Origin of the sequence: Pseudoduganella lutea (genome assembly GCF_004209755.1) — a bacterium.
In the GTDB taxonomy this organism is placed as follows: domain Bacteria; phylum Pseudomonadota; class Gammaproteobacteria; order Burkholderiales; family Burkholderiaceae_D; genus Rugamonas; species Rugamonas lutea.
In genome coordinates, this window is the sequence record NZ_CP035913.1 from 4,469,028 (window position 1) to 4,488,095 (window position 19,068).

The 19,068-nt window shown below is 64.6% G+C and carries 17 protein-coding genes; 11 read left to right on the top strand and 6 right to left on the bottom strand.

Translation table 11 applies throughout. The features are described from left to right. Positions 1 to 44: 44 nt before the first annotated feature. From EWM63_RS18960 to EWM63_RS18970, 3 genes are read right to left on the bottom strand one after another with little or no spacing between them, the layout of a single operon-like run. Positions 45 to 2,414, bottom strand: coding sequence for a glycosyltransferase family 2 protein (locus tag EWM63_RS18960; RefSeq protein ID WP_165390866.1), 2,370 nt, complete (start codon positions 2,412 to 2,414; stop codon positions 45 to 47). 22 nt (positions 2,415 to 2,436) lie between these two features. Further along, the gene (locus tag EWM63_RS18965) at positions 2,437 to 4,440 is read right to left on the bottom strand and encodes a glycosyltransferase family 2 protein (protein ID WP_130187928.1); all 2,004 of its coding nucleotides are present in this window, start codon (positions 4,438 to 4,440) and stop codon (positions 2,437 to 2,439) included. Positions 4,441 to 4,447: 7 nt separating this feature from the next. Next, positions 4,448 to 5,506: a DUF4214 domain-containing protein gene (locus tag EWM63_RS18970; protein WP_130187929.1), complete on the bottom strand. Its 1,059-nt coding sequence runs from the start codon at positions 5,504 to 5,506 to the stop codon at positions 4,448 to 4,450. Between the two features lie 428 nt (positions 5,507 to 5,934). Here EWM63_RS18970 and flhB point away from each other — a divergent pair, with 428 nt between their 5' ends. The 7 genes from flhB to motD all read left to right on the top strand — a co-directional run bounded on the left by flhB (position 5,935) and on the right by motD (position 14,034). Next, complete coding sequence (flhB, locus tag EWM63_RS18975) at positions 5,935 to 7,080, top strand: flagellar biosynthesis protein FlhB (RefSeq protein WP_130187930.1); 1,146 nt, start codon at positions 5,935 to 5,937, stop codon at positions 7,078 to 7,080. A gap of 24 nt (positions 7,081 to 7,104) precedes the next feature. Continuing rightward, positions 7,105 to 9,267 carry a flagellar biosynthesis protein FlhA gene (flhA, locus tag EWM63_RS18980; RefSeq protein WP_130187931.1) on the top strand — a complete coding sequence of 721 codons (2,163 nt, stop codon included), beginning with the start codon at positions 7,105 to 7,107 and terminating at the stop codon, positions 9,265 to 9,267. A gap of 258 nt (positions 9,268 to 9,525) precedes the next feature. Then, a complete protein-coding gene (flhF, locus tag EWM63_RS18985) occupies positions 9,526 to 10,953 on the top strand; it encodes a flagellar biosynthesis GTPase FlhF (protein ID WP_130187932.1) in 1,428 nt (475 codons plus the stop codon). Then, positions 10,946 to 11,770, top strand: coding sequence for a MinD/ParA family ATP-binding protein (locus EWM63_RS18990; RefSeq protein ID WP_130187933.1), 825 nt, complete (start codon positions 10,946 to 10,948; stop codon positions 11,768 to 11,770). Before flhF ends, EWM63_RS18990 begins: the two co-directional genes overlap by 8 nt. Positions 11,771 to 11,786: 16 nt before the next feature. Then, positions 11,787 to 12,518: an RNA polymerase sigma factor FliA gene (locus EWM63_RS18995; protein WP_130187934.1), complete on the top strand. Its 732-nt coding sequence runs from the start codon at positions 11,787 to 11,789 to the stop codon at positions 12,516 to 12,518. Next, complete coding sequence (locus EWM63_RS19000; protein WP_130187935.1) at positions 12,500 to 13,246, top strand: flagellar motor protein; 747 nt, start codon at positions 12,500 to 12,502, stop codon at positions 13,244 to 13,246. Before EWM63_RS18995 ends, EWM63_RS19000 begins: the two co-directional genes overlap by 19 nt. Before the next feature lie 11 nt (positions 13,247 to 13,257). Continuing rightward, positions 13,258 to 14,034 carry a flagellar motor protein MotD gene (gene motD / locus EWM63_RS19005; protein WP_130187936.1) on the top strand — a complete coding sequence of 259 codons (777 nt, stop codon included), beginning with the start codon at positions 13,258 to 13,260 and terminating at the stop codon, positions 14,032 to 14,034. Positions 14,035 to 14,171: 137 nt separating this feature from the next. Here motD and EWM63_RS19010 read toward each other — a convergent pair whose 3' ends face one another. The 3 genes from EWM63_RS19010 to flgA form a co-directional block, all read right to left on the bottom strand. Further along, complete coding sequence (locus tag EWM63_RS19010) at positions 14,172 to 14,642, bottom strand: flagella synthesis protein FlgN (protein WP_130187937.1); 471 nt, start codon at positions 14,640 to 14,642, stop codon at positions 14,172 to 14,174. A 35-nt stretch (positions 14,643 to 14,677) separates the two neighbouring features. Then, complete coding sequence (flgM, locus tag EWM63_RS19015) at positions 14,678 to 14,983, bottom strand: flagellar biosynthesis anti-sigma factor FlgM (protein WP_130187938.1); 306 nt, start codon at positions 14,981 to 14,983, stop codon at positions 14,678 to 14,680. Positions 14,984 to 15,090: 107 nt separating this feature from the next. After that, a complete protein-coding gene (gene flgA, locus EWM63_RS19020; RefSeq protein ID WP_130187939.1) occupies positions 15,091 to 15,780 on the bottom strand; it encodes a flagellar basal body P-ring formation chaperone FlgA in 690 nt (229 codons plus the stop codon). A 173-nt stretch (positions 15,781 to 15,953) separates the two neighbouring features. On the opposite strand from flgA, the gene flgB reads away from it, so the two are divergent. From flgB to EWM63_RS19040, 4 genes are read left to right on the top strand one after another with little or no spacing between them, the layout of a single operon-like run. Continuing rightward, positions 15,954 to 16,370: a flagellar basal body rod protein FlgB gene (gene flgB / locus EWM63_RS19025; RefSeq protein WP_130187940.1), complete on the top strand. Its 417-nt coding sequence runs from the start codon at positions 15,954 to 15,956 to the stop codon at positions 16,368 to 16,370. Positions 16,371 to 16,383: 13 nt separating this feature from the next. Continuing rightward, complete coding sequence (flgC, locus tag EWM63_RS19030; RefSeq protein WP_130187941.1) at positions 16,384 to 16,788, top strand: flagellar basal body rod protein FlgC; 405 nt, start codon at positions 16,384 to 16,386, stop codon at positions 16,786 to 16,788. A gap of 14 nt (positions 16,789 to 16,802) precedes the next feature. Beyond that, positions 16,803 to 17,486 carry a flagellar hook assembly protein FlgD gene (locus EWM63_RS19035; RefSeq protein WP_130187942.1) on the top strand — a complete coding sequence of 228 codons (684 nt, stop codon included), beginning with the start codon at positions 16,803 to 16,805 and terminating at the stop codon, positions 17,484 to 17,486. 28 nt (positions 17,487 to 17,514) lie between these two features. Further along, positions 17,515 to 19,047: a flagellar hook protein FlgE gene (locus EWM63_RS19040; RefSeq protein WP_130187943.1), complete on the top strand. Its 1,533-nt coding sequence runs from the start codon at positions 17,515 to 17,517 to the stop codon at positions 19,045 to 19,047. Positions 19,048 to 19,068 lie beyond the last annotated feature (21 nt).

Here is a 19,068-nt window from a genome sequence, read left to right on the forward strand (position 1 = left end):
GCCAACGGCCTGGCTGGATTGACAATACTCGACATTGGCAGGTTTCAGGATAGTTCCGGTATCGATGGCAGTGCATTCGTACGCGGTCTGCGTGAGCGCGGTGGCAAAGCAAAGCCACCAAAGGCGTGGCCGTTGGGGTCGAGGTTGACCGCCGGGTGATAGGCCGGATCCCGCGACAGTACGTGTCCCCAGCGCTGCCGGAGCATGTCGATTTCACGCTGTGCACGCGCTTTCTTTTGCGGGGTATCTTCATGGCCCCGGCTCGCGGATTCCGCATGCAGCAATTTGGCATGGGGCGTCCAGATGATCGTCTTTCCCGCCGCCCGTAACTTCAGGCAAAGATCGACATCGTTGAAGGCGACAGGGAACGCGTGCGCATCCATTCCACCGACCGCGATGAAGTCCTGCTTGCGAAGAAACAGGCAGGCCGCCGTGCAGGCGCTGACGCGTTGCACGAGCTGGTTTCGCCCATGATCGCCCCAGTCGGCATCCATGAGGCGATTGCCGAAGTGGCCAGCCACGTCGCCAACGCCCAGGACCACGCCACCATGCTGGACCATGCCGTTTGGCCACAACAGCTTTGCACCGACCGCCCCGACACCAGGCCGCATGAGCTGGGCAATGATCTCGTCCAGCCATCCCTCGTGCAACGCTTCGATATCGTTGTTGACGAGACCGATGATCTCTCCCGATGCCTGCGTCACGGCGCGGTTGTTCAGGTCCGCATAGTTGAATGGCCCCGGCATCGGCAGCACGCGGATGCCCCGCGTGGCAATGTCGGCGAAGTAGGCATGGGTCGATGATTCGGTGGAGCCATTGTCGATGATGAGGATTTCGAGGCGTCGCCATGTGGTGAACCGCTGGATGCTGTCGATGCAGCGCTTGAGCAGGTCGGCACGGTCCCGGGTGGGAATGATCAGGCTCACCACGACGTCACTTGCATCAGCGGGCAATGCCGGCCGCACCCGGCGAGCCGCGCCAAACGCACCCGGCAAAGGGCCCGCCAGCTCTTCAAGGGAAATGGCTGGTTCGTGCGCCTTGATCGCGCGTGCAGCCGCCACGGCCCGGTTTGCGCATTCCCCTGGTGTCAGCGGAGAATTGACCTGGTAGAGCACGCGAGGCACATGCACGATTGCCTCGTCGCTGCGAGTCCATACCTCTGACAGCGACGCCCAGGCGAATTCGGCTTCGTTGGCCAGAGGTGGCAGGCGCCGTGCCACACTGCTGCGGACGAGCAGGAATTCAAGCGCACAGTCGCTCCCCAGCGCATAGTCGGGGTCCCATGCCGGCTTGAACCAGGGACGGCCTTCATGTTCGCTATCCGTATAGACCACCTCGACATCATCGGATGTGAAACCGGCCAGCGCATGAACCAGTGCGTACTGGCCCAGCGTATCGCCGGCACGGATGCATGTGATCACTTCGCAGCCGGCGGCCAGTGCCTCGGCGAGCATCGAGGGAAATGGCAACCCGCTGTAGAGCTGGGTGGTCCGTCCCTGGCGCTCCAGGCTCTCGGCAGTACGCGCCGTGGCGGCAGCATCCTGCGTGCCGGTAACGAGGATGCCGAGCCGGAGGGGCGCCAAGCTGGTGGGCACATCCTTGCTCGAAGCGTGGTCGAAGCGCGCCGACCATTCCGGCCATGCGCTCAGCGGAAGGCTGCGCGGCACCATCCGCTCATAGGTGGCGGCGACACGAAGCGTCAGTTCATCGGTATCTTCGGGCAGCAGTGCCGCAAGGCCTGCCGGCATGCAGCAGACGATTACCGGACTTCCGTTCAGCGCATGGCCTTCATCGTCAACCACGCGCAGTGTGTGCGTCCTCCCATCCGCCAGCGATATGGGCAGTGCAAGGTCAAAACCATGCGGACCATCCACGTAGGCACGCGACAGTGGCAGCACGATATTCGCCGCGGCCTGCGCGACCATTTCGTGGCCCAGGAATGCCCGTACGGTTCGCGTGCGATGTGGATCCGATGGGTCGATTGCCCAGCCGAACAGGCGCAGCCCGCCATCACCCACGACGGAATTCAACGCCGCGGGCGGTGGTTTCCGGATGTGTGCAATGTCCATGCTGCCAGGCAGGACCACATCGGTATTGGCAACGCGGGCGGTCAGTATCCCATGCGCGTGGGCGGCCAACGCATTGAGGTCGGCAATGAAGCCGTGGCAGACGTCCGCCCGGCCAGCGAGCGCACTCAATGTCGTGGCAAGGTCCGTGCGGGCAGCGTCGGCAGCGATACAGGCGCACGGTACGCCGTCGAGGCATAGTTCAATCACCACCCGGGCATCGGGACAGGCGCTGTTGAATGCCCAGCCGAACACCAGTCGATCATGCATTCCTTCAAGCGCCCCGTGCCAGGGGCCATTGCCTGACATGGCGGAAATCTGTTCAGGAACGGGCAAGTCGGTATTCATCGATCTCCAGTAGTCGAAACAATCAGGCCGCTTTTGGTGCGGTATTCCAGCTCTCCAGCCAGCCAACGGCATCGAAGTGCTCGTCGAGCACAACCGGCCTCATCTTTGGCGGCAATCCCGCCGGGTTATCGGTCAACACCGCGCTGCAACCGGCGGCCTGGATCAGGCGCAGATCGTCGAGCAGTGGCAGCGCATCGCCCTCGACGAATGGCACGTGGTCCACCACACCCGTATGCCACAGCGCTTCGCTGCCATCGCCAATGACAAGCAGGCGCACTGTCGATCCCGGCCGGCTGGCAATGGCACGGGCCAGCGCCAGCACATGGTGCGCAGCCTTGCTGGTGCCGTCGTGCCGCCAGATCGCGATCCGCTGGCTGGCCGTGCGCAGCGGTGGCAACGTTGCCGGCAATGGTCGTTTGGCAATGATGTTCGGCAGCGCGGCAGTTGCCTGCGCGGTATCCGCCTTGCGCAGCCAGCCGGCAGCGCGCGAGGCGGGCAGCGCCGCGCGCAGCACGGCACGCGCCGCAGCCAGTGGATCGTCGCGCTTGAACGCCGTGAATTCGGGGTAATACGACGGGTAACGCGCCACCAGCACGCTCCGGTTCTGTGCCACGCGTAACGTCTTTTCGGCGCGGAACGACACCGTTCCGGCATGCGCCACGAAGACATTGGTGACATGCAGGTGGCGCCAGCCGGCGGCGCGGGCGCGCATGCACCAGTCCACTTCCTCGCCGTAGCCGCGTACCAGTGCGGTTCCGTCGAGCATGCCAACGCCGTCGAGCACCGTACGCCGGATCAGCATCGTGAAGCCGCAGCACGATGGCAATTCCACGTTGCCCGCGGTCGTGGCCGCGGCGGTATCGTCCAGCGCGGCCAGTTCGCGGGTATCCGGTGCTGGGGCGGCCTGGCTCATGACCGGGAAGCTGCTGATCTCGCCATTGTTTGTCCAGGGCGTCACGGAAGCAATGTCAGCTTCGGCGTACAAGGCTCGCGCCAGCCGATCGATCCAGTTGCCATGCACCTGGGTGTCGGCATTCAACAGCAGCACGTCATGATCGGGCAACTCGCGCATGCCGCGGTTGACCGTTTCAATGAAACCAAGATTGCAGGCGTTGCGCAGCAGCGTGATGCGGCCGGCGGCGGCCTGCTTGTCGAGCCAGGCCGACAGGGCCGGTTCGGGACTTGCATCGTCCACTACGACCACGCGTGCGGGCGTGGTGTTTTCCTTCAGGCTCGCCAGCACGCTGTTCAGGCAAGCCTGCACAAGCGCTAGCTCGCGATAGACGGGGATGACGACCGATACGGGCCGTGGCTGGTCTGCCGCGTCCGTCCTCATGCGGGCCTGGATAGCGGGCGGCGCATAGAAAGCCAGTGGCGAACCCGGAAACAGTTGCCGGCGCCCGTCGGGCTGCACTACTGTAATGGACCACACCTTGCCCGGCTGCGGGCAGGCCAGCCGGAAGCGGCTGCCGTCGGCGGGTACTTCACACTGAAACTGCCGGGTTTCATCCGACAGCAGCAAAGTGGCGCGCGGTGCCGGTGCGCCGGCCTGCGCACTGAAGAAAATCATGCCTTCGATGGCGTCGCCTTCGCGCCAGCAGGCACCCGTATGGGCAACGCCCGCGGCGCGCAGCAGCGCCAGCAAGTTCGCATGCCTGCCGGCGCGGCAGCGGGCAGGCAGGAATGCCGGGCCCAGGCTGGCCACATCGGCGCGGCCGCCATCCTGCAGCCAGCTTTGCAGCATCGCATCCTGGAGCACGGGATTGCAGGCGTCGGCCTGCCATGCCGCGTGCCATGCGCGCGCGGCCATGAATGGGTAGCCGGTCTGCAGCACTTTCGCGCGCAGCATGGCTGGAATGCTTTTCGTGGAAAGGCGCCGGCAAACGTATTCGGCAGCCACCAGCGCATCGGCGTGGTGGCCCGCCGCGAACGCTTCCAGCGCGCGGGTCAGCAATGCATCGTCCCGCAGGCGGGGCGTGCACGAGGCCAGAAAAAAGGGGGCAGGGCCCCCTTTCAGATCTTGCATGGGCGCTTTATCCCGTGACGATGCCCTCCACCACGGTGACCGAGCCAACCACGTTCACCTCCTGCAGTTCCACATGGTCCGCCGCCACCGTCGCGAACTGTGCCACGACAAGACTGCGGTCCGTGCCGCCCTCGAGCACATCGATCCAGTACTCGACACCTCCGGCATCTCCCGCTCGACCCAGTGCGTTCTGATACAGCTCCGCAATGAACTCCGCGTCGGTCAATCCATCGTCGGTGTATTCAGCGGAGTCCAGGAAATGCCCGGCGATACTGCCGAGATCCAGTCCGTTGGCCGCCTGCTCGAACCAGTAATCGAGCCCGCCCGCGTCCGCCGTTCGGCCGAACACCGCCTGGTACAGGTTCGCCACCGCCGCCTCGGTATCGTTGTCCGCGAAGATCAGTGCATCCCCGTCGTCAAGCTGCACGAACTGCACGTTGGAGATATCGACTTCGACCCCGGTCTGGCTGTTCATGATGACCGCTCGCCCATCTTCCGCTGTCACGGTAAAGTCGTCGTCGTCGCCCACTGCCTGGATCATCGTGTCGCCACCGCCGTTCACGGTACTGCTGCCTTCAGCCGCGACCACGATGGTATGTCCAGTGCCGGCGTTGACCGTGTCGCGGCCACCGACCGTGATGTGCGTCCCCTTGTCGTCCGCGATCGTGATGACATCCTCGCCGGCCGTGCCCACGATGATGCGTTCGATCGGATCGCCCGGGGCGCCCTGCGGATCGTCCGCGGCGGCTTTCTCGGCACCGGTCGCCGCAGCGGAACCAAAGGTGGCGTTGACACCGCCCGCACCCTGGAACAGGACCACGGGAATATCCGCGTCGACGGTCACTGTGGTCTGCGCGGTATCGGACACAGACACGAAGACCAGCTCGGTGCCTTCGGCCGCTTCGACGGTGCCGTTATTGGTAACGGTCACCTGATCGACAACGATCGGATCTGCGTCATTCGAGCTCACCAAGGCGAGGATGCTGTTGATCGTGGCCTCGGTGAAGACGGCAGTGGAAGTATTCGTGAGCGCGGTCGTGATGGCGCCCTGGTTGGAATCGTACATGGATATCCTGCTCCTATATCAGACAGATTTCCCGGCGAAGAGAACCGATACCGTTCGTTAAACCAGGCCGGGCACTTGGTCCACGAATCGTTGCAAGAATCATTGCCTCATGGTTATAAGAGCCAGCCACGAGGTTATACAATTCTTATAAAGGCCTTAGCGTGCCATGTTTTTCATAGTTGGGGAGGCACGATTGAACGCGGCTTTCGCTCAGCGTTGCAAAATGGTTACTGCCTGCTATCCTCGCGCAGTCTAGCGCGAATCCTCACTGCGAATTCTCGCGAATTATCACAAGCGTGAATTCAGGTTTGCTGGAGGAATTGCCCCTTAAATCCCCCGTTGTTCGTTCCATCGACGCACCGCGCCATGCCCGACAATGCATGCTCAGGAGAATCAATACAGTCGAGCACAGGTAGCCGGAGCACCCGATGGCAGAAGATAGCGAAGCCGAGAAGACAGAACCAGCGTCAGAACAGCGCCTGCGAAAGGCGCGTGAGGAAGGCGACGTTCCCCGTTCGCGCGAGGTCGCGACGTTTACCGTGCTCATGGCCGCGGGTGCCGGCCTGTACATCTTTGGTACGACGATGGCGCGCCAGTTGTCGGCCACGCTGGCCTCCGGCCTGTCGCTCACGCGCGAACAGGCGTTCGACATGGACGTGCTGGGCCACCGCATGCTGGCGGACGTGGTGCAGGTGCTGATCACGTTCCTGCCGCTGGGCCTGGCCGTGATGCTGGTGGCGATCGCCTCGCCCGTGCTCGTGGGCGGCTGGCTGTTCACCGCCAACGGCTTCATGCCCAAGTTCGGCAAGCTCAATCCCATGAAGGGCCTCGCCAACATGGTGTCGAAGAACGCGCTGGTGGAGCTCGTGAAGGCGATCATCAAGACGATCATCGTGGGCGCTGTCGCCTACATGGTGGTGATGCGCTACAAGGACGCGATCTTCGGCCTGCCTGCCGAGCCGGCGAACGAGGGCTATGCCCACATGCTCGACATGCTGGCGATGAGCTTCCTGATCCTCGTGGGTTCGCTGGGTTTCATCGCCATGATCGACGCGCCGTACCAGATGTGGCATTACGCGAACAAGATGAAGATGACGCGCCAGGAGATGATCCAGGAATCGAAGGAATCGGACGGCAACCCGCAGATCAAGGGCAAGATCCGCCAGATGCAGCGCGAGATGGCGCGGCGGCGGATGATGCAGGACGTGCCGACCGCCGACGTGGTGGTCACCAACCCGACCCATTACGCGGTGGCGCTGAAATATGCCGATGGCTCGAAGGGCGCGCCGAAGGTGGTGGCCAAGGGCACGGACGCGGTGGCCGCGAAGATCCGCGAGCTGGCCAAGGAAAACAAGGTGGCGATCCTGGAAGCGCCGGCACTGGCCCGCGCGCTGCACAAGCACACCGACATCGGCGACGAGATCCCGCAGCGGCTGTATGCGGCCGTGGCCGAGGTGCTGGCCTACGTGTACCAGCTGCGTGCCTACCGCCCGGGCGGCCACTACCCGGATCGCCCCACGAAGCTCGACGTGCCGCCGGACATGGATCCGAACACGGCAACGCCGAAACCGTAACCGCATTACCCGAGGAAGAACCCGATGCAAGCGCTCAAGATGCCCGCGTGGACCAATACCATCACCGGTGGCAAGCCGCAGACCCTGGCCGCCCCGGTCCTGATCATCATGCTGCTGGCGATGATGATCCTGCCGCTGCCGGCGTTCATCCTCGACCTGTTCTTCAGCTTCAATATCGCCATTTCCGTCATCGTGCTGCTGACCGCCCTGTACACGGTCAAGCCGCTCGATTTCATGGCGTTCCCGATCGTGCTGCTGCTGACGACGATGCTGCGCCTGGCGCTGAACGTGGCGTCCACCCGTATCGTGCTGACCGAAGGGCACACGGGGCCGGATGCGGCCGGCAAGGTGGTCGAGGCGTTCGGCCACTTCCTGATCGGCGGTAACTACACGGTGGGTATCGTGGTGTTCATCATCCTTACCATCATCAACTTCGTCGTGGTCACGAAAGGCGCGGGCCGGATCGCCGAGGTGGGCGCGCGCTTCGCACTGGATGCACTGCCGGGCAAGCAGATGGCGATCGACGCCGACCTGAACGCCGGCCTGATCGGCGAGGCCGATGCCAAGCAGCGGCGCGCCGAAGTGTCGATGGAAGCGGAATTCTATGGCGCGATGGACGGTGCGTCGAAATACGTGCGCGGCGATGCGGTGGCCGGCATCCTGGTCACGGTCATCAACATCGTCGGCGGCCTGCTGGTCGGCCTGATTATGCACGACATGGCCTTCGGCGACGCCGTGCGCACCTACACGCTGCTGGCCATCGGTGACGGCCTGGTGGCGCAGATTCCGTCGCTGATCATCTCGCTGGCGGCGGGTGCCGTCGTGTCGCGCGTGGCATCGGAAAAGGATATCGGCTCGCAGCTGGTCGGCCAGCTGTTCGCCAAGCCGCAGGTCATGTACATCACCGCCGCGATCATCGGCGGCCTGGGCCTGATTCCCGGCATGCCGAACCTCGTGTTCCTGCTGCTGGGTGGCGCGCTGGCCGGCGGCGGCTACCTGCTGGCCAAGCGTGACGAGGCCGCGGGAGAAAGCGGTACCGCGCCCCGGCCAGCCAGCCCGGGTGGCGGTGCCGGCGCTGGCGGCGCGGGTGCGGGGGCGGGCGGCCCGGCCGCGGGCGGGCAGGGCGGCGCGGCAGCCGAGAACGAGGAGGCCACGTGGAGCGACGTGCTGGCCGTCGACACGCTGGGCCTGGAAGTGGGCTACCGCCTGATCCCGCTGGTGGACAAGGCGCAGAGCGGCGAGCTGCTCAAGCGCATCAAGGGCATCCGCAAGAAGTTCGCCCAGGAAGTGGGTTTCCTGGCGCCGCCGGTGCACATCCGCGACAACCTCGAATTGAAGCCTTCCGCCTACCGCATCACGCTCAAGGGCGTGGAAGTGGGCACGGGCGAAGCGTTCAATGGCCAGTACCTGGCGATCAATCCGGGCATGGCGAGCGGCACGCTGCCTGGCCTGGCCACCACCGATCCCGCGTTCGGCCTGCCGGCGGTGTGGATCGACGCCAGCCTGCGCGACCAGGCGCAGGGCATGGGCTACACGGTGGTCGATGCCGGCACCGTCGTCGCGACGCACCTGAACCACCTGATCACGTCGCATGCGGCGGAACTGCTGGGTCGCGGCGAGGTGCAGGCGCTGCTCGACCACCTGGGCAAGGAAGCGCCCAAGCTCACCGAAGACCTGGTGCCGAAGACGATTTCGCTGTCGGCGCTGCAGAAAGTGCTGCAGAACCTGCTGGCCGAGGGCGTGCACATCCGCGACATGCGCACCATCATCGAGGCGCTGGCCGAACATACCGTGCACACGCAGGATCCGAACGAGCTGACATCGCTGGTGCGCATCGCGCTGGGCCGGGCGATCGTCCAGCAACTGTTCCCGGGCAATGGCGAACTGTCCGTGATGACGCTCGATAACCGCCTCGAACGGCTGCTGATGCAGGCGCTGGCGCAGGGCGGCGCCGATGGCGCGGGCATCGAGCCGGGCCTGGCCGACACGATCGCCCAGCAAGCGGCGCAAGCGTCGGCCCAGCAGGAGGCATTGGGCGTCAACCCGGTGCTGCTGGTGCCGGGCCCGCTGCGGCCGCTGCTGTCGCGCTTCCTGCGCCGCGCGCTGCCGCAGCTGAAAGTGCTGTCGCATGCGGAAATTCCGGAATCGAAGACGATCCGCGTAACCGCTCTGGTCGGCAATACCTGACATCGTGACTACTGTCCAGCCCGTGTCCACCATGGGGTCAACCCCGAAATCGGACACGAGCTCAGCCTGAGCACGCTCAGCCAAGGCCGAGTTCGTGTCCACAAATGGGGTTGACCCCATGGTGGACACGGGCCCGGCCTTAGCGCGATTCTTGAAATACCCCCCTTTTCCCCGCCTGTTCAAATGATGCTTACTCTGCGGCATCGTCAATAATTTCACCATCGAGAAAATCTCTGTGCATGGCGAACAGGAGCAGCAATGAACGTCAAGAAATTTACCGCGCCCACGTCGCGTGAGGCGCTGCGGAAGGTGCGCGAGGCGCTGGGGCCGGATGCGGTGATCCTGTCGAATCGCCCGATGGATGGCGTGGTGGAGATCCTGGCATTGGCCAATGACGATGCCGCTTCGCTGGCCAGTCCCGTCGACGATGCGCCGCCCGGCGCGCCCCACCTGGACCTGGACGACGGCCATGCGGCGCATATGGCACGCCCGCAGGCGCCGCCGATGCAGCGCCCCATGGCACCGCCGGCGCGCCCGGCCGCGCCCGAGCCGATGATGGCCGCCCGCCCGGCGATGGCCGCGGCACCGGTGCCGCGCGCGCCGTTCGCGCAGGCGATGCAGTCCGCGCCGCAAGCGATGCAGCCGATGCCATCGGCGCAGCCCGCGGTGGACATGGCCGGTATCACGGCGCTGGTGGCCGAGGCGGTGAATTCCGCCAAGGCCAACGCGGCCGCCGAGATGCACGGCATGATGAGCGAGCTGCGCGCCATGCGCGGCATGATGGAAACCCAGCTGGCCGAACTGTCGTGGGGCAATACGCAGCAGCGCGAGCCGCACAAGGCGGCCGTGCTGCGCGAATTGCTGGCGGCGGGCTTTTCCACGACGCTGGCGCGCCGCCTGCTCGACAAGCTGCCGGCCGGCCGCGGTGCCGACGAAGCGTCGCGCTGGATCCGCACCGTGCTGGCGCGTAATGTGGGAGCGATGGCCAATGAGGATGCGCTGATCGAGCGCGGCGGGGTGTTCGCACTGGTGGGCCCCACCGGCGTCGGCAAGACCACCAGCACGGCCAAGCTGGCGGCCCGCTGCGTGATGCGCCATGGCCCGGAAAAGCTGGCGCTCATCACCACCGATGCCTATCGTATCGGCGCGCACGAACAACTGCGCATTTACGGCAAGATCCTTGGCGTGATGGTACATTCCGTCAAGGATGAGGCCGACTTGCGGATCGCACTGAAAGAGCTGCGCAACAAGCACACGGTGCTGATCGACACGGTCGGCGTCAGCCAGCGCGACCAGATGGTCACCGAGCAGGTGGCAATGCTGCAGGGCACCGATGTCGACGTCAAACGGCTGCTGTGCCTGAACGCCACGTCCACGCAGGAAACGCTGACCGAAGTCGTGCGCGCCTACCAGGGCAGCGGCCTGGCCGGCGGCATCATCACGAAGCTGGACGAGGCGGCGTCGCTGGGCAATGTGCTCGACGTCGTCATCCGCCAGAAGCTGCAACTGTTCTATGTGTCGAATGGCCAGCGCGTGCCGGAAGACCTGCACCTGGCCCAGCCGGCCGAGCTCGTGGAGCGGGCATTCCGGCTGAAGAAGGATGTGTCCGAATATACCGATGGCGAGCTGCCGATGCTGATGGCGGCCGCCGGCAACGATGGACTGCGCGAGGTACACCTTGGCTAACTTCAATTTCGATCAGGCGGAAGGACTGCGGCGGATGCTGGCGGGGCCGCCGCGGCCCCGCATCGTCACGTTCCTGTCCGCCACGCCGCAGGACGACAAGGGCGCCATGCTCGTCAACCTGGGGGCCTCGCTGGCGCGTGCCGGCAACGACGTGGTGCTGGTCGATGCGTGCGCCAGCGCGCATGGCGTGGCCTCGCGCCTGGGCATCGACAACGGGGCCAGCCTGTTGAACGTGGCGCGCCAGGAATGCGCGCTGAACGAAGTCATCCATGAAGTGCCGCAGGGCTTCAACGTGGTGTCGATGACGCGCGGCGAACCCCGCAACGGCCCCCCGGAAGCACGCCGCCTGGCCAAGGCGTTCGACGTGCTGGCCGCGCAGGCCGGCATCGTCCTCGTCGATGGCGAGTTCGACGGCGAGGCATTCCCGGTGCCGGTCATGGCCAGCTCGGAAATCGTGGTGCAGGTATCGAACAGCGCCACGTCGATCACGAATGCCTACATGATGATCAAGCGCCTTAACCACGAGCTGGGCCGGCGCCCGTTCGGCATCGTCGTCACCGGTGCGTCCGAACGGGAGGCGCGGGTCGTTTACGATAATATGGCACAGGCGGCAAGCCGTTACCTAGCCGTGAATCTCGTGTCGATGGGCTCGGTGCCGGCCGATGAATACCTGCACCGCGCGGCGCGCCTGGGTCGCGCCGTGGTGGACGCGTTTCCGCTGGCGGGTGCCTCGGTCGCGTTTCGTCAACTGGCGGGGCGGTTCGCGCTGGCCGCGCCGTCGCATTTTGCGGGGAGCGGCCACCCTATGCAGCACTGAACAAGAATAGAAATATATGTACACGGTCAAAGGGAAGGTGAACAAGGATTCGCTGCTGACGGAGCACATGCCCCTCGTGAAGCGCCTTGCCCACCACATGAAGGCAAAATTGCCGCCCAGCGTGGAAGTGGATGACCTGGTACAGGCGGGCATGATCGGCCTGCTCGACGCGATCAACCGCTACGAAGAAACGCACGGTGCCCAGTTTGAAACCTATGCGGTGATGCGCATCCGCGGGGCCATGCTCGACGAATTGCGCAGCAGCGACTGGATGCCCCGCACGCTGCGGCAGGACATGCGCAAGATCGAAAACGCCATGGCCGTGCTGCAGCAAAAGCTGGGCCGTCCGCCCGCCGAATCCGAAGTGGCCCAATCGCTCAAGCTCTCGCTCGAGGCTTACCAGGAAATGCTGGGCGAGGGCGGCGGTCACCAGCTGCTGTACTACGAGGATTTCAAGAACGAGGACGGCAGCGACAGCTTCCTCGAGCGCTATGCGCAGGACGACGAAGCCGATCCGTTGCGCTCGCTGATGGACACCGGGTTCCGCCAGGCCGTCATCAACGCGATCGATGCCTTGCCGCCGCGTGAAAAGCTGCTGATGGGCCTGTATTACGAAGAAGAACTGAACCTGAAGGAAATCGGCGCCGTCATGGGCGTCTCCGAATCACGCGTGTCGCAGCTGCATACCCAGGCGGTATCCCGGCTGCGCGCCACGTTGCGAGAGCAGGCATGGACTGGTCCAGCGTAGCGGGTCTGCTGCTGGCGCTGGCCGGCCTGGTGGTGGGCATGGCACTGGAGGGCGGCAATCCGTCGTCGCTGGTCCAGCCCGCCGCGTTTGCGATCGTGGTCGTCGGCACGTTCGGCGCCGTGCTGCTGCAGACCCGGCCCGCCACGCTGCGGCGCGGCGTCCTCATGCTGCGTTGGGTATTCCGCCCCCCGAAGGACAGCCGCATCCTGCTCGCGCGCGACATCCAGGCCTGGAACCAGACCATCCGCCGCGAAGGCCCGCTGGCGCTGGAACGCCACATGGCCGGTGCGCGCAATGTCTTCCTGGCCAAGGGCTTGCGCATGGTGATCGACGGCATCAACCCCGACAAGCTGCGCCAGCTGCTCGACACGGAGATCACGGCGTTTGAAACGGCGGAGCGGCAGGCCGTGCGCATCTGGGAATCGGCCGCCGGCTACTCGCCCACGATCGGTATCCTGGGCGCCGTGCTGGGCCTCATCCACGTGATGGAAAACCTCACCGACCCCTCCCGGCTCGGGCCCGGCATCGCCGTGGCCTTCGTTTCCACGATCTATGGCGTGGGGCTGGCGAACCTGTTCTTCTACCCGGTCGCCAACAAGCTCAAGAACATCGTCATCGCCCAGGTGCACCAGCAGGAAATCGCCGCCGCCGTCTTCCACGACATCGCCAGCGGCGATTTCTCCCGCATCATGGACGAGCGCATCGCCACGCTGATGCAGGATTATTAGGACACACCGCGATGAGCTTCCAGTACCGCCGCGCGCGCCGCCCGTTCGACGAGGAACCGGAAAACCACGAACGCTGGCTGATCTCGTATTCCGATTTCATCACGCTGCTGTTTGCGTTCTTCGTGGTGATGTATGCGATCTCGTCGGTCAACATCGGCAAGTACCGGATCTTTTCCGATGCGCTGGGCGATGCATTGGGCGGGCAGGGCGCCAACGTCAAACCCAATACCGAAGTGCTGAACCAGCCGATCCCGAATCCGAACCTGAAGAAGCGCCAGGAAATGATGCGCCAGGAGCGCGCCTCGATGACCAAGCTCGCGCAGGACCTGCAATCGACGATGGCCCCGCTGGTAAAGGAGGGCAAGGTACGCGTCACGCAGAACAGCCGCGGCGTGTCCGTCGAAATCAATGCCAGCGTGCTGTTCGACCCGGCCGAAGCGCAGCTCACGAACGAATCGCGCGAGGCGCTGACCGCCGTGGCGTCGCTGCTGAAGAACGACCCGCACGCGGTGCAGGTCGAAGGGCATACCGACGACCAGCCGGTGCGCAACATCTATCCGTCGAACTGGGAGTTGTCGTCGATGCGCGCCGCTACTGTGGTCCGGCTGTTCATCGAATCCGGCGTCGCCCCCGAGCGGCTGACTGCCGTCGGCCATGCCTCGAACCACCCGGTGGCGCCGAACGACGACCCGGTCGGCCGCGCCCGCAACCGGCGCGTGGCGGTCACGATCCTGTCGGCGGTGCCGGATCCGGAAATGGAAATCCCGACCGGCCCCACGCCGCAATAGGAATCGTTGGCAGTGGAGAACCGGTGTCTGACACCTTTTCTGGAAGATTCACCCAGAAAAGGTGTCAGACACCGGTGTTCGCGCGCCAACTGCTTTCAGTTGGCACGGTTGGTACGCATGTTCCGGATTTTGGCTGCTCAGCCGGCGAGGAAGCCGCGCGAGACGGTGGTGCTGGTGGCGGTCAGGCCGCTTGGACCATAGACATTGCCGGCGGGGCTGGGCGGGCGCAGCGCCTGCAGGGCGCCCTGGGTGTGCGACAGCTGCTTGTTGATCAGCATGCCGTTCAGGCGGTTCAATTCCTTGGCTTCGCGCGTTTGCGCGAGCAATGTATTCCACAGCGCCCGGTCGTCCGGCGTGCCGTGGGCGCAGAGCCATGTTTCCATGCCGGCTTCGCGCGCTTCGCATCCGGCCTGGCCCAGCGCGTCGTGGCGCTCCCTGGCCAGGACACCCATATGCGTCAGCACCTCGGATTTGCGCGGCGTCAGCGCGGACAGCCTGTCGATGTCGGCGGCCACCAGCGACTGCTGCTCGTCCTTCAGGATGTCGAGCAGTTCAGTGATCAGGCACTGCTCTTCGCGCAGCTTCTGGATCGGGGCACCGTCATGCATGGCTTTGCCTTGTGATGAATGTTAACGACCGTCGACTACCGTTGCCGGGAGTGCAGCAGGTCCTTGACCGTATCCAGCAGGCCATCCGCGACTTTCTCGGAATTGACCTGGAACTGGCCATCGGCGATGGCCAGCTTGATACGTTCCACTTTTTTCGTGTCGAATACGCCGCTGTTGCTGTTGGTGGCCATGGCCTGCCCTTGCGCCGACAGCTTGACGCTATCCGAATTCGCTTGCGTGGACGCCGTTTCCGCCGCTTTCTCGGCGTTGCGGGCATTGCTCGTGGTTGGCGTGGACGCCGCCGGCACACCCGCGTTTTTTACTGAATCGTTGATTTTCACAGCATCTTCCTCGTCTGGTAGGAGCTTTGACTCCGAGCTTTTACTCCGGTGTACGAGTTCTTAACGGCTGGCGCATTGCAAACTTTAGCGGCCAAAGTCGAATCTTTTTAGAATGCAACCTCAACCTGGCCACCCGCGCGGGCAATCCCGCTCACGCTCCGGCCACCCGAGGTGCGCACCTGGACCACTTGCCCCTCCGCCGCGTTGGCGATCGCCTTGCCCTCGGCCGTGATACGGAACCCCGAACCGGCCGTGACAAGCCTGACCATCTGGCCGTTCAGCACCACTGGCTGGCTGCGCAGTGTATCGAGCCGCAGCGGCGTGCCTGCCGAAATGGAAACATTCGTGCTGCGGCCGATGACCTGCGCCTTGTCGGTGGCGATGCTTGCCGGCAATGTCGTCAAGTCGCCCTGTTGGGTGACCAGTTGCGTTTCCAGGATCGGCTGACCCTGCGACAGCGGCGTGGCCGCGGCGATGTAATTGCCCAGTACCGAAACGTTCGCCTGAATATACACCGTCCATTGCGCCGGTGCCGCACAGCGCACGCCCACCGTCGTCTTGCCCCAGGCTTTGCCGCCGGGCATCAGGAACGCTTCGGGGGCAGGGCAGTGCGCGAGGTTCATTCGCGTATCGACATTGCCGACCGTGACCGTCACCTTGCCCGGCAGGCCGGCGCTCTGCACCTGCAGGTAAGCATCGACCGTGCGGCGCAAGGTGGCCGGGTCCATGCTCGTGGCGGCGTGCGCGGCGCTCGTGGCCAGCGAGAGTGAAGCAATGGCAAGGGTCAGCGTTTTCATGGGCGGCGCCGTGAAGAGTGATGCGTGAAAAGTATGGATCAACGCCTGCCATCTTACGCGCGCGGGCCGCGCCGAAAGCCGCGAACAGCGTGGCAAAGTCCGTGCTTATTGCCCGATCATTTGCCGTGGAGCATCCGTAAGATGGATCCTGTCACCGATGGAAGGATACCGTCATGCTGGGAAAACTCGACAATCACCTGCGCTTCAACGAACTCGCACTGAACCTGCGTTCCACGCGCCAGAGCGTGCTGGCATCGAACATTGCCAATGCCGACACGCCCAACTACAAGGCGCGCGACATCGACTTCAACAGCGCGCTGCAGAACGCGCTGAATAATACGGCCGCGACCGGCACGCTGGCCACCACGGCGGCGCGCCACTTCCCGACCCCGGCGCCGGATGGCAGCACGCTCGCGGACGGTACGCCGCTGCTGTACCGCGGCATCGTGCAGGGCGCCGTCGACGGCAACACGGTGGAGATGGACGTCGAACGCAACCAGTTCGCCGACAACGGGCTGCGCTACGAAGCGGGCGTCACGTTCATCAACAGCCAGATCAAGGGCCTGATGACGGCCATCCAGGGCCAGTAAGAGGAGGATTGCCATGTCGTTGTTCAGCATTTTTAATGTTTCCGGTTCGGCCATGAGCGCGCAGTCGCAGCGCCTGAACGTGGTCGCCAGCAACCTGGCCAACGCCGACAGCGCCACCAGCGCCAACGGCGAGGCCTACCGGGCCAAGCAGGTGGTGTTCGAAGCCACGCCGTCGGCCAACAATGCCTCGACCGGCGTCAAGGTGCAGCAGGTGATCGAGGATCCGTCGCCGATGCGGCAGGTGTATGACCCGAAAAGCCCCCTGGCCGACGAGAACGGCTATGTGACGATGCCGAACGTGAACGTCGTCGATGAAATGGTCAACATGCTGTCCGCGTCGCGCTCTTACCAGAACAATGTCGAAACGATGAACGCGGCGAAAAGCATGCTGCTGAAAACCCTGACCATCGGTCAATAACCGGAAAGATCACCATGGCCGTCATTGCCACCCCCACTTCCACGAATGCCGTGTCGCAGTCCCTGATGGACTCGATGAACAAGAAGGCCGGCGCCGGCAACGAGATCTCGGCCGAGCAGGACAAGTTCATGACGCTGCTGATCACGCAGCTGAAGAACCAGGATCCGCTGAACCCGCTCGACAACGCGCAAGTCACGAGCCAGCTGGCCCAATTGAACACGGTCACCGGCGTCAACAAGCTGAACGACACGCTGGAGTCGCTGAAGACCGACTTGGCCGCCTCGCAATCGGCGCAGGCGGTCAACATGATCAACCACGGCGTGCTGGCTGCGGGCAAGACCATGCAGGTCACCGAAGGCAAGGGCATCTTCGGCATCGAGGTCGGTTCGTTCGCGGACAACGTGCAGCTCGAGATCAAGAACGGCAGCGGCAAGGTGGTACACACGATGACGCTCTCGAGCGTCGAACCCGGCGTGCTGCCGCTGGCGTGGGACGGCAAGCTGCAGGACGGCAGCACGGCGCCGGATGGCAACTACACGCTGTCGCTGGCGGCCACCACGGGCGGCAAGGCGCTGACCGATGCGCAGGCGCTCACGTTCGGCACGGTCGCCAGCGTGTCCACCGGCCCCACCGGCGCAAAACTCAACGTTCCAGGGCTCGGGCAGCTGAGCATGGACGACATCAAACAAGTTCTGTAATACCTATTTTTTCCAGCAGGGGAAATCCATGTTCCAGCAAGGTCTCAGCGGCCTGAACGCCGCCTCCACGCAACTCGACGTCATCGGCAACAACGTCGCCAATGCCAGCACGGTCGGCTTCAAGAGCACCGAAGCGCAATTCGCGGACCTGTACGCGAATTCGCTGAACGGCATCAGCGGCCGCAACCCCGGTATCGGCGTGACCGTGGCCCGCCTCGCCCAGCAATTCTCACAGGGCAATATCGAGACCACCAACAACCCGCTGGACATTTCGATCAACGGCGCCGGCTTCTTCCGCACCGTGCAGGATGGGGCGATCCAGTACACCCGCAATGGCCAGTTCCTGCTCGATAACACGGGCACGATCGTCAACGCCCAGGGAGCCGCGCTGACCGGCTACCTGGCCACCGTGGATGGCCAGATCCTGCAGGGCGCGCCGGTGCCGCTGCAGATCGACGCGGCCGACCTGGCGCCGGTGCAGACCACGCAGGCGAACTTCCAGATCAACCTGTCGTCGAACTCCACCACGCCGACCGTGCAACCGTTCAACGCCGGCGACCCGCGCACCTACAACAAGCAGACCGTGATCCCGGTCTACGATTCGCTGGGCAACGAGCACACGATGGGTCTGTATTACGTGCGCACCGGCGGCAGCACGTGGGATGTGTACGTGGCCAACGATGGCGTGCAGATCAATTCGCAGGAAGTGATGCGCGGCGTGGTGACGAGCGAGCCCGTGGTCGCCGCCCGCACCGCCTACAACACGGCGGTCGCCGGCGGCGATGCCGCCGCCATCATCGCGGCGCGCCAGGCCTATGCCTCCACGGTCGGTGGGGCCGTCACGGCCGCCGCCACCGCGGCCGGCGCATCGCCCGCCGCATTGGCCCAGATCGCCGCGCTGTACGATCCCGCCACCAGCGTGGGCAACGTGGCCAGCAACACGCCGGACCTGATCGATGCCGCGTTCGCCAACGCCGTGAACGTGCCGGCCGAAAGAGCGGGCTCGCTGATCTTCACGAAGAACGGCCTGATCGATTCGGCCGCGATGCAGGCCGCCGGCTCCACGCTGCCCTTCAACGTGACCTTGCCGGTGTTCCCGGACAATGGCGCCTTCCTGCAGATCCCGGTTGCCCTCACGTTCGACGGCAGCACGCAGTACGGCACCGAAACGAGCGAAAAGAATTCCACGCAGGATGGCTATTCGTCCGGCAGCCTGCAGCGCTTCGCGGCCGACGAGAACGGCATCATCATGGGCCAGTACAGCAACGGCAAGTCGCGCGCGCTGGGCCAGGTGGTGCTCGTCGACTTCGCCAGCGTGGACAACCTCACGCCGCTGGGCGGCAACGCCTGGGCCGAGAGCGCCTCGTCCGGCGTGCCGCAGATCGGCACGCCGAACACGGGCGGCATGGGCCAGTTGCGCGCATCCTCGGTGGAATCGTCGAACGTGGACCTGACCGAGCAGCTGGTGGACATGATCACCGCCCAGCGCGTCTACCAGGCCAATGCGCAAACGATCAAGACCGAGGACTCGATCCTGCAAACGCTGATCAACCTGCGCTAAGCGCTCTAGCTAGCCGCCCGG

Coding starts and splice junctions, on each gene's coding strand:
- motD (WP_130187936.1), top strand. CDS start 13,258: ATGAGCTTCCAGTACCGCCGCGCGCGCCGCCCGTTCGACGAGGAACCG.
- flhA (WP_130187931.1), top strand. CDS start 7,105: ATGCAAGCGCTCAAGATGCCCGCGTGGACCAATACCATCACCGGTGGC.
- EWM63_RS19040 (WP_130187943.1), top strand. CDS start 17,515: ATGTTCCAGCAAGGTCTCAGCGGCCTGAACGCCGCCTCCACGCAACTC.
- EWM63_RS18965 (WP_130187928.1), bottom strand. CDS start 4,440: ATGCAAGATCTGAAAGGGGGCCCTGCCCCCTTTTTTCTGGCCTCGTGC.
- EWM63_RS18995 (WP_130187934.1), top strand. CDS start 11,787: ATGTACACGGTCAAAGGGAAGGTGAACAAGGATTCGCTGCTGACGGAG.
- EWM63_RS19000 (WP_130187935.1), top strand. CDS start 12,500: ATGGACTGGTCCAGCGTAGCGGGTCTGCTGCTGGCGCTGGCCGGCCTG.
- EWM63_RS18970 (WP_130187929.1), bottom strand. CDS start 5,506: ATGTACGATTCCAACCAGGGCGCCATCACGACCGCGCTCACGAATACT.
- flhB (WP_130187930.1), top strand. CDS start 5,935: ATGGCAGAAGATAGCGAAGCCGAGAAGACAGAACCAGCGTCAGAACAG.
- flgC (WP_130187941.1), top strand. CDS start 16,384: ATGTCGTTGTTCAGCATTTTTAATGTTTCCGGTTCGGCCATGAGCGCG.
- flhF (WP_130187932.1), top strand. CDS start 9,526: ATGAACGTCAAGAAATTTACCGCGCCCACGTCGCGTGAGGCGCTGCGG.
- EWM63_RS18960 (WP_165390866.1), bottom strand. CDS start 2,414: ATGAATACCGACTTGCCCGTTCCTGAACAGATTTCCGCCATGTCAGGC.
- flgA (WP_130187939.1), bottom strand. CDS start 15,780: ATGAAAACGCTGACCCTTGCCATTGCTTCACTCTCGCTGGCCACGAGC.
- EWM63_RS19035 (WP_130187942.1), top strand. CDS start 16,803: ATGGCCGTCATTGCCACCCCCACTTCCACGAATGCCGTGTCGCAGTCC.
- EWM63_RS19010 (WP_130187937.1), bottom strand. CDS start 14,642: ATGCATGACGGTGCCCCGATCCAGAAGCTGCGCGAAGAGCAGTGCCTG.
- flgB (WP_130187940.1), top strand. CDS start 15,954: ATGCTGGGAAAACTCGACAATCACCTGCGCTTCAACGAACTCGCACTG.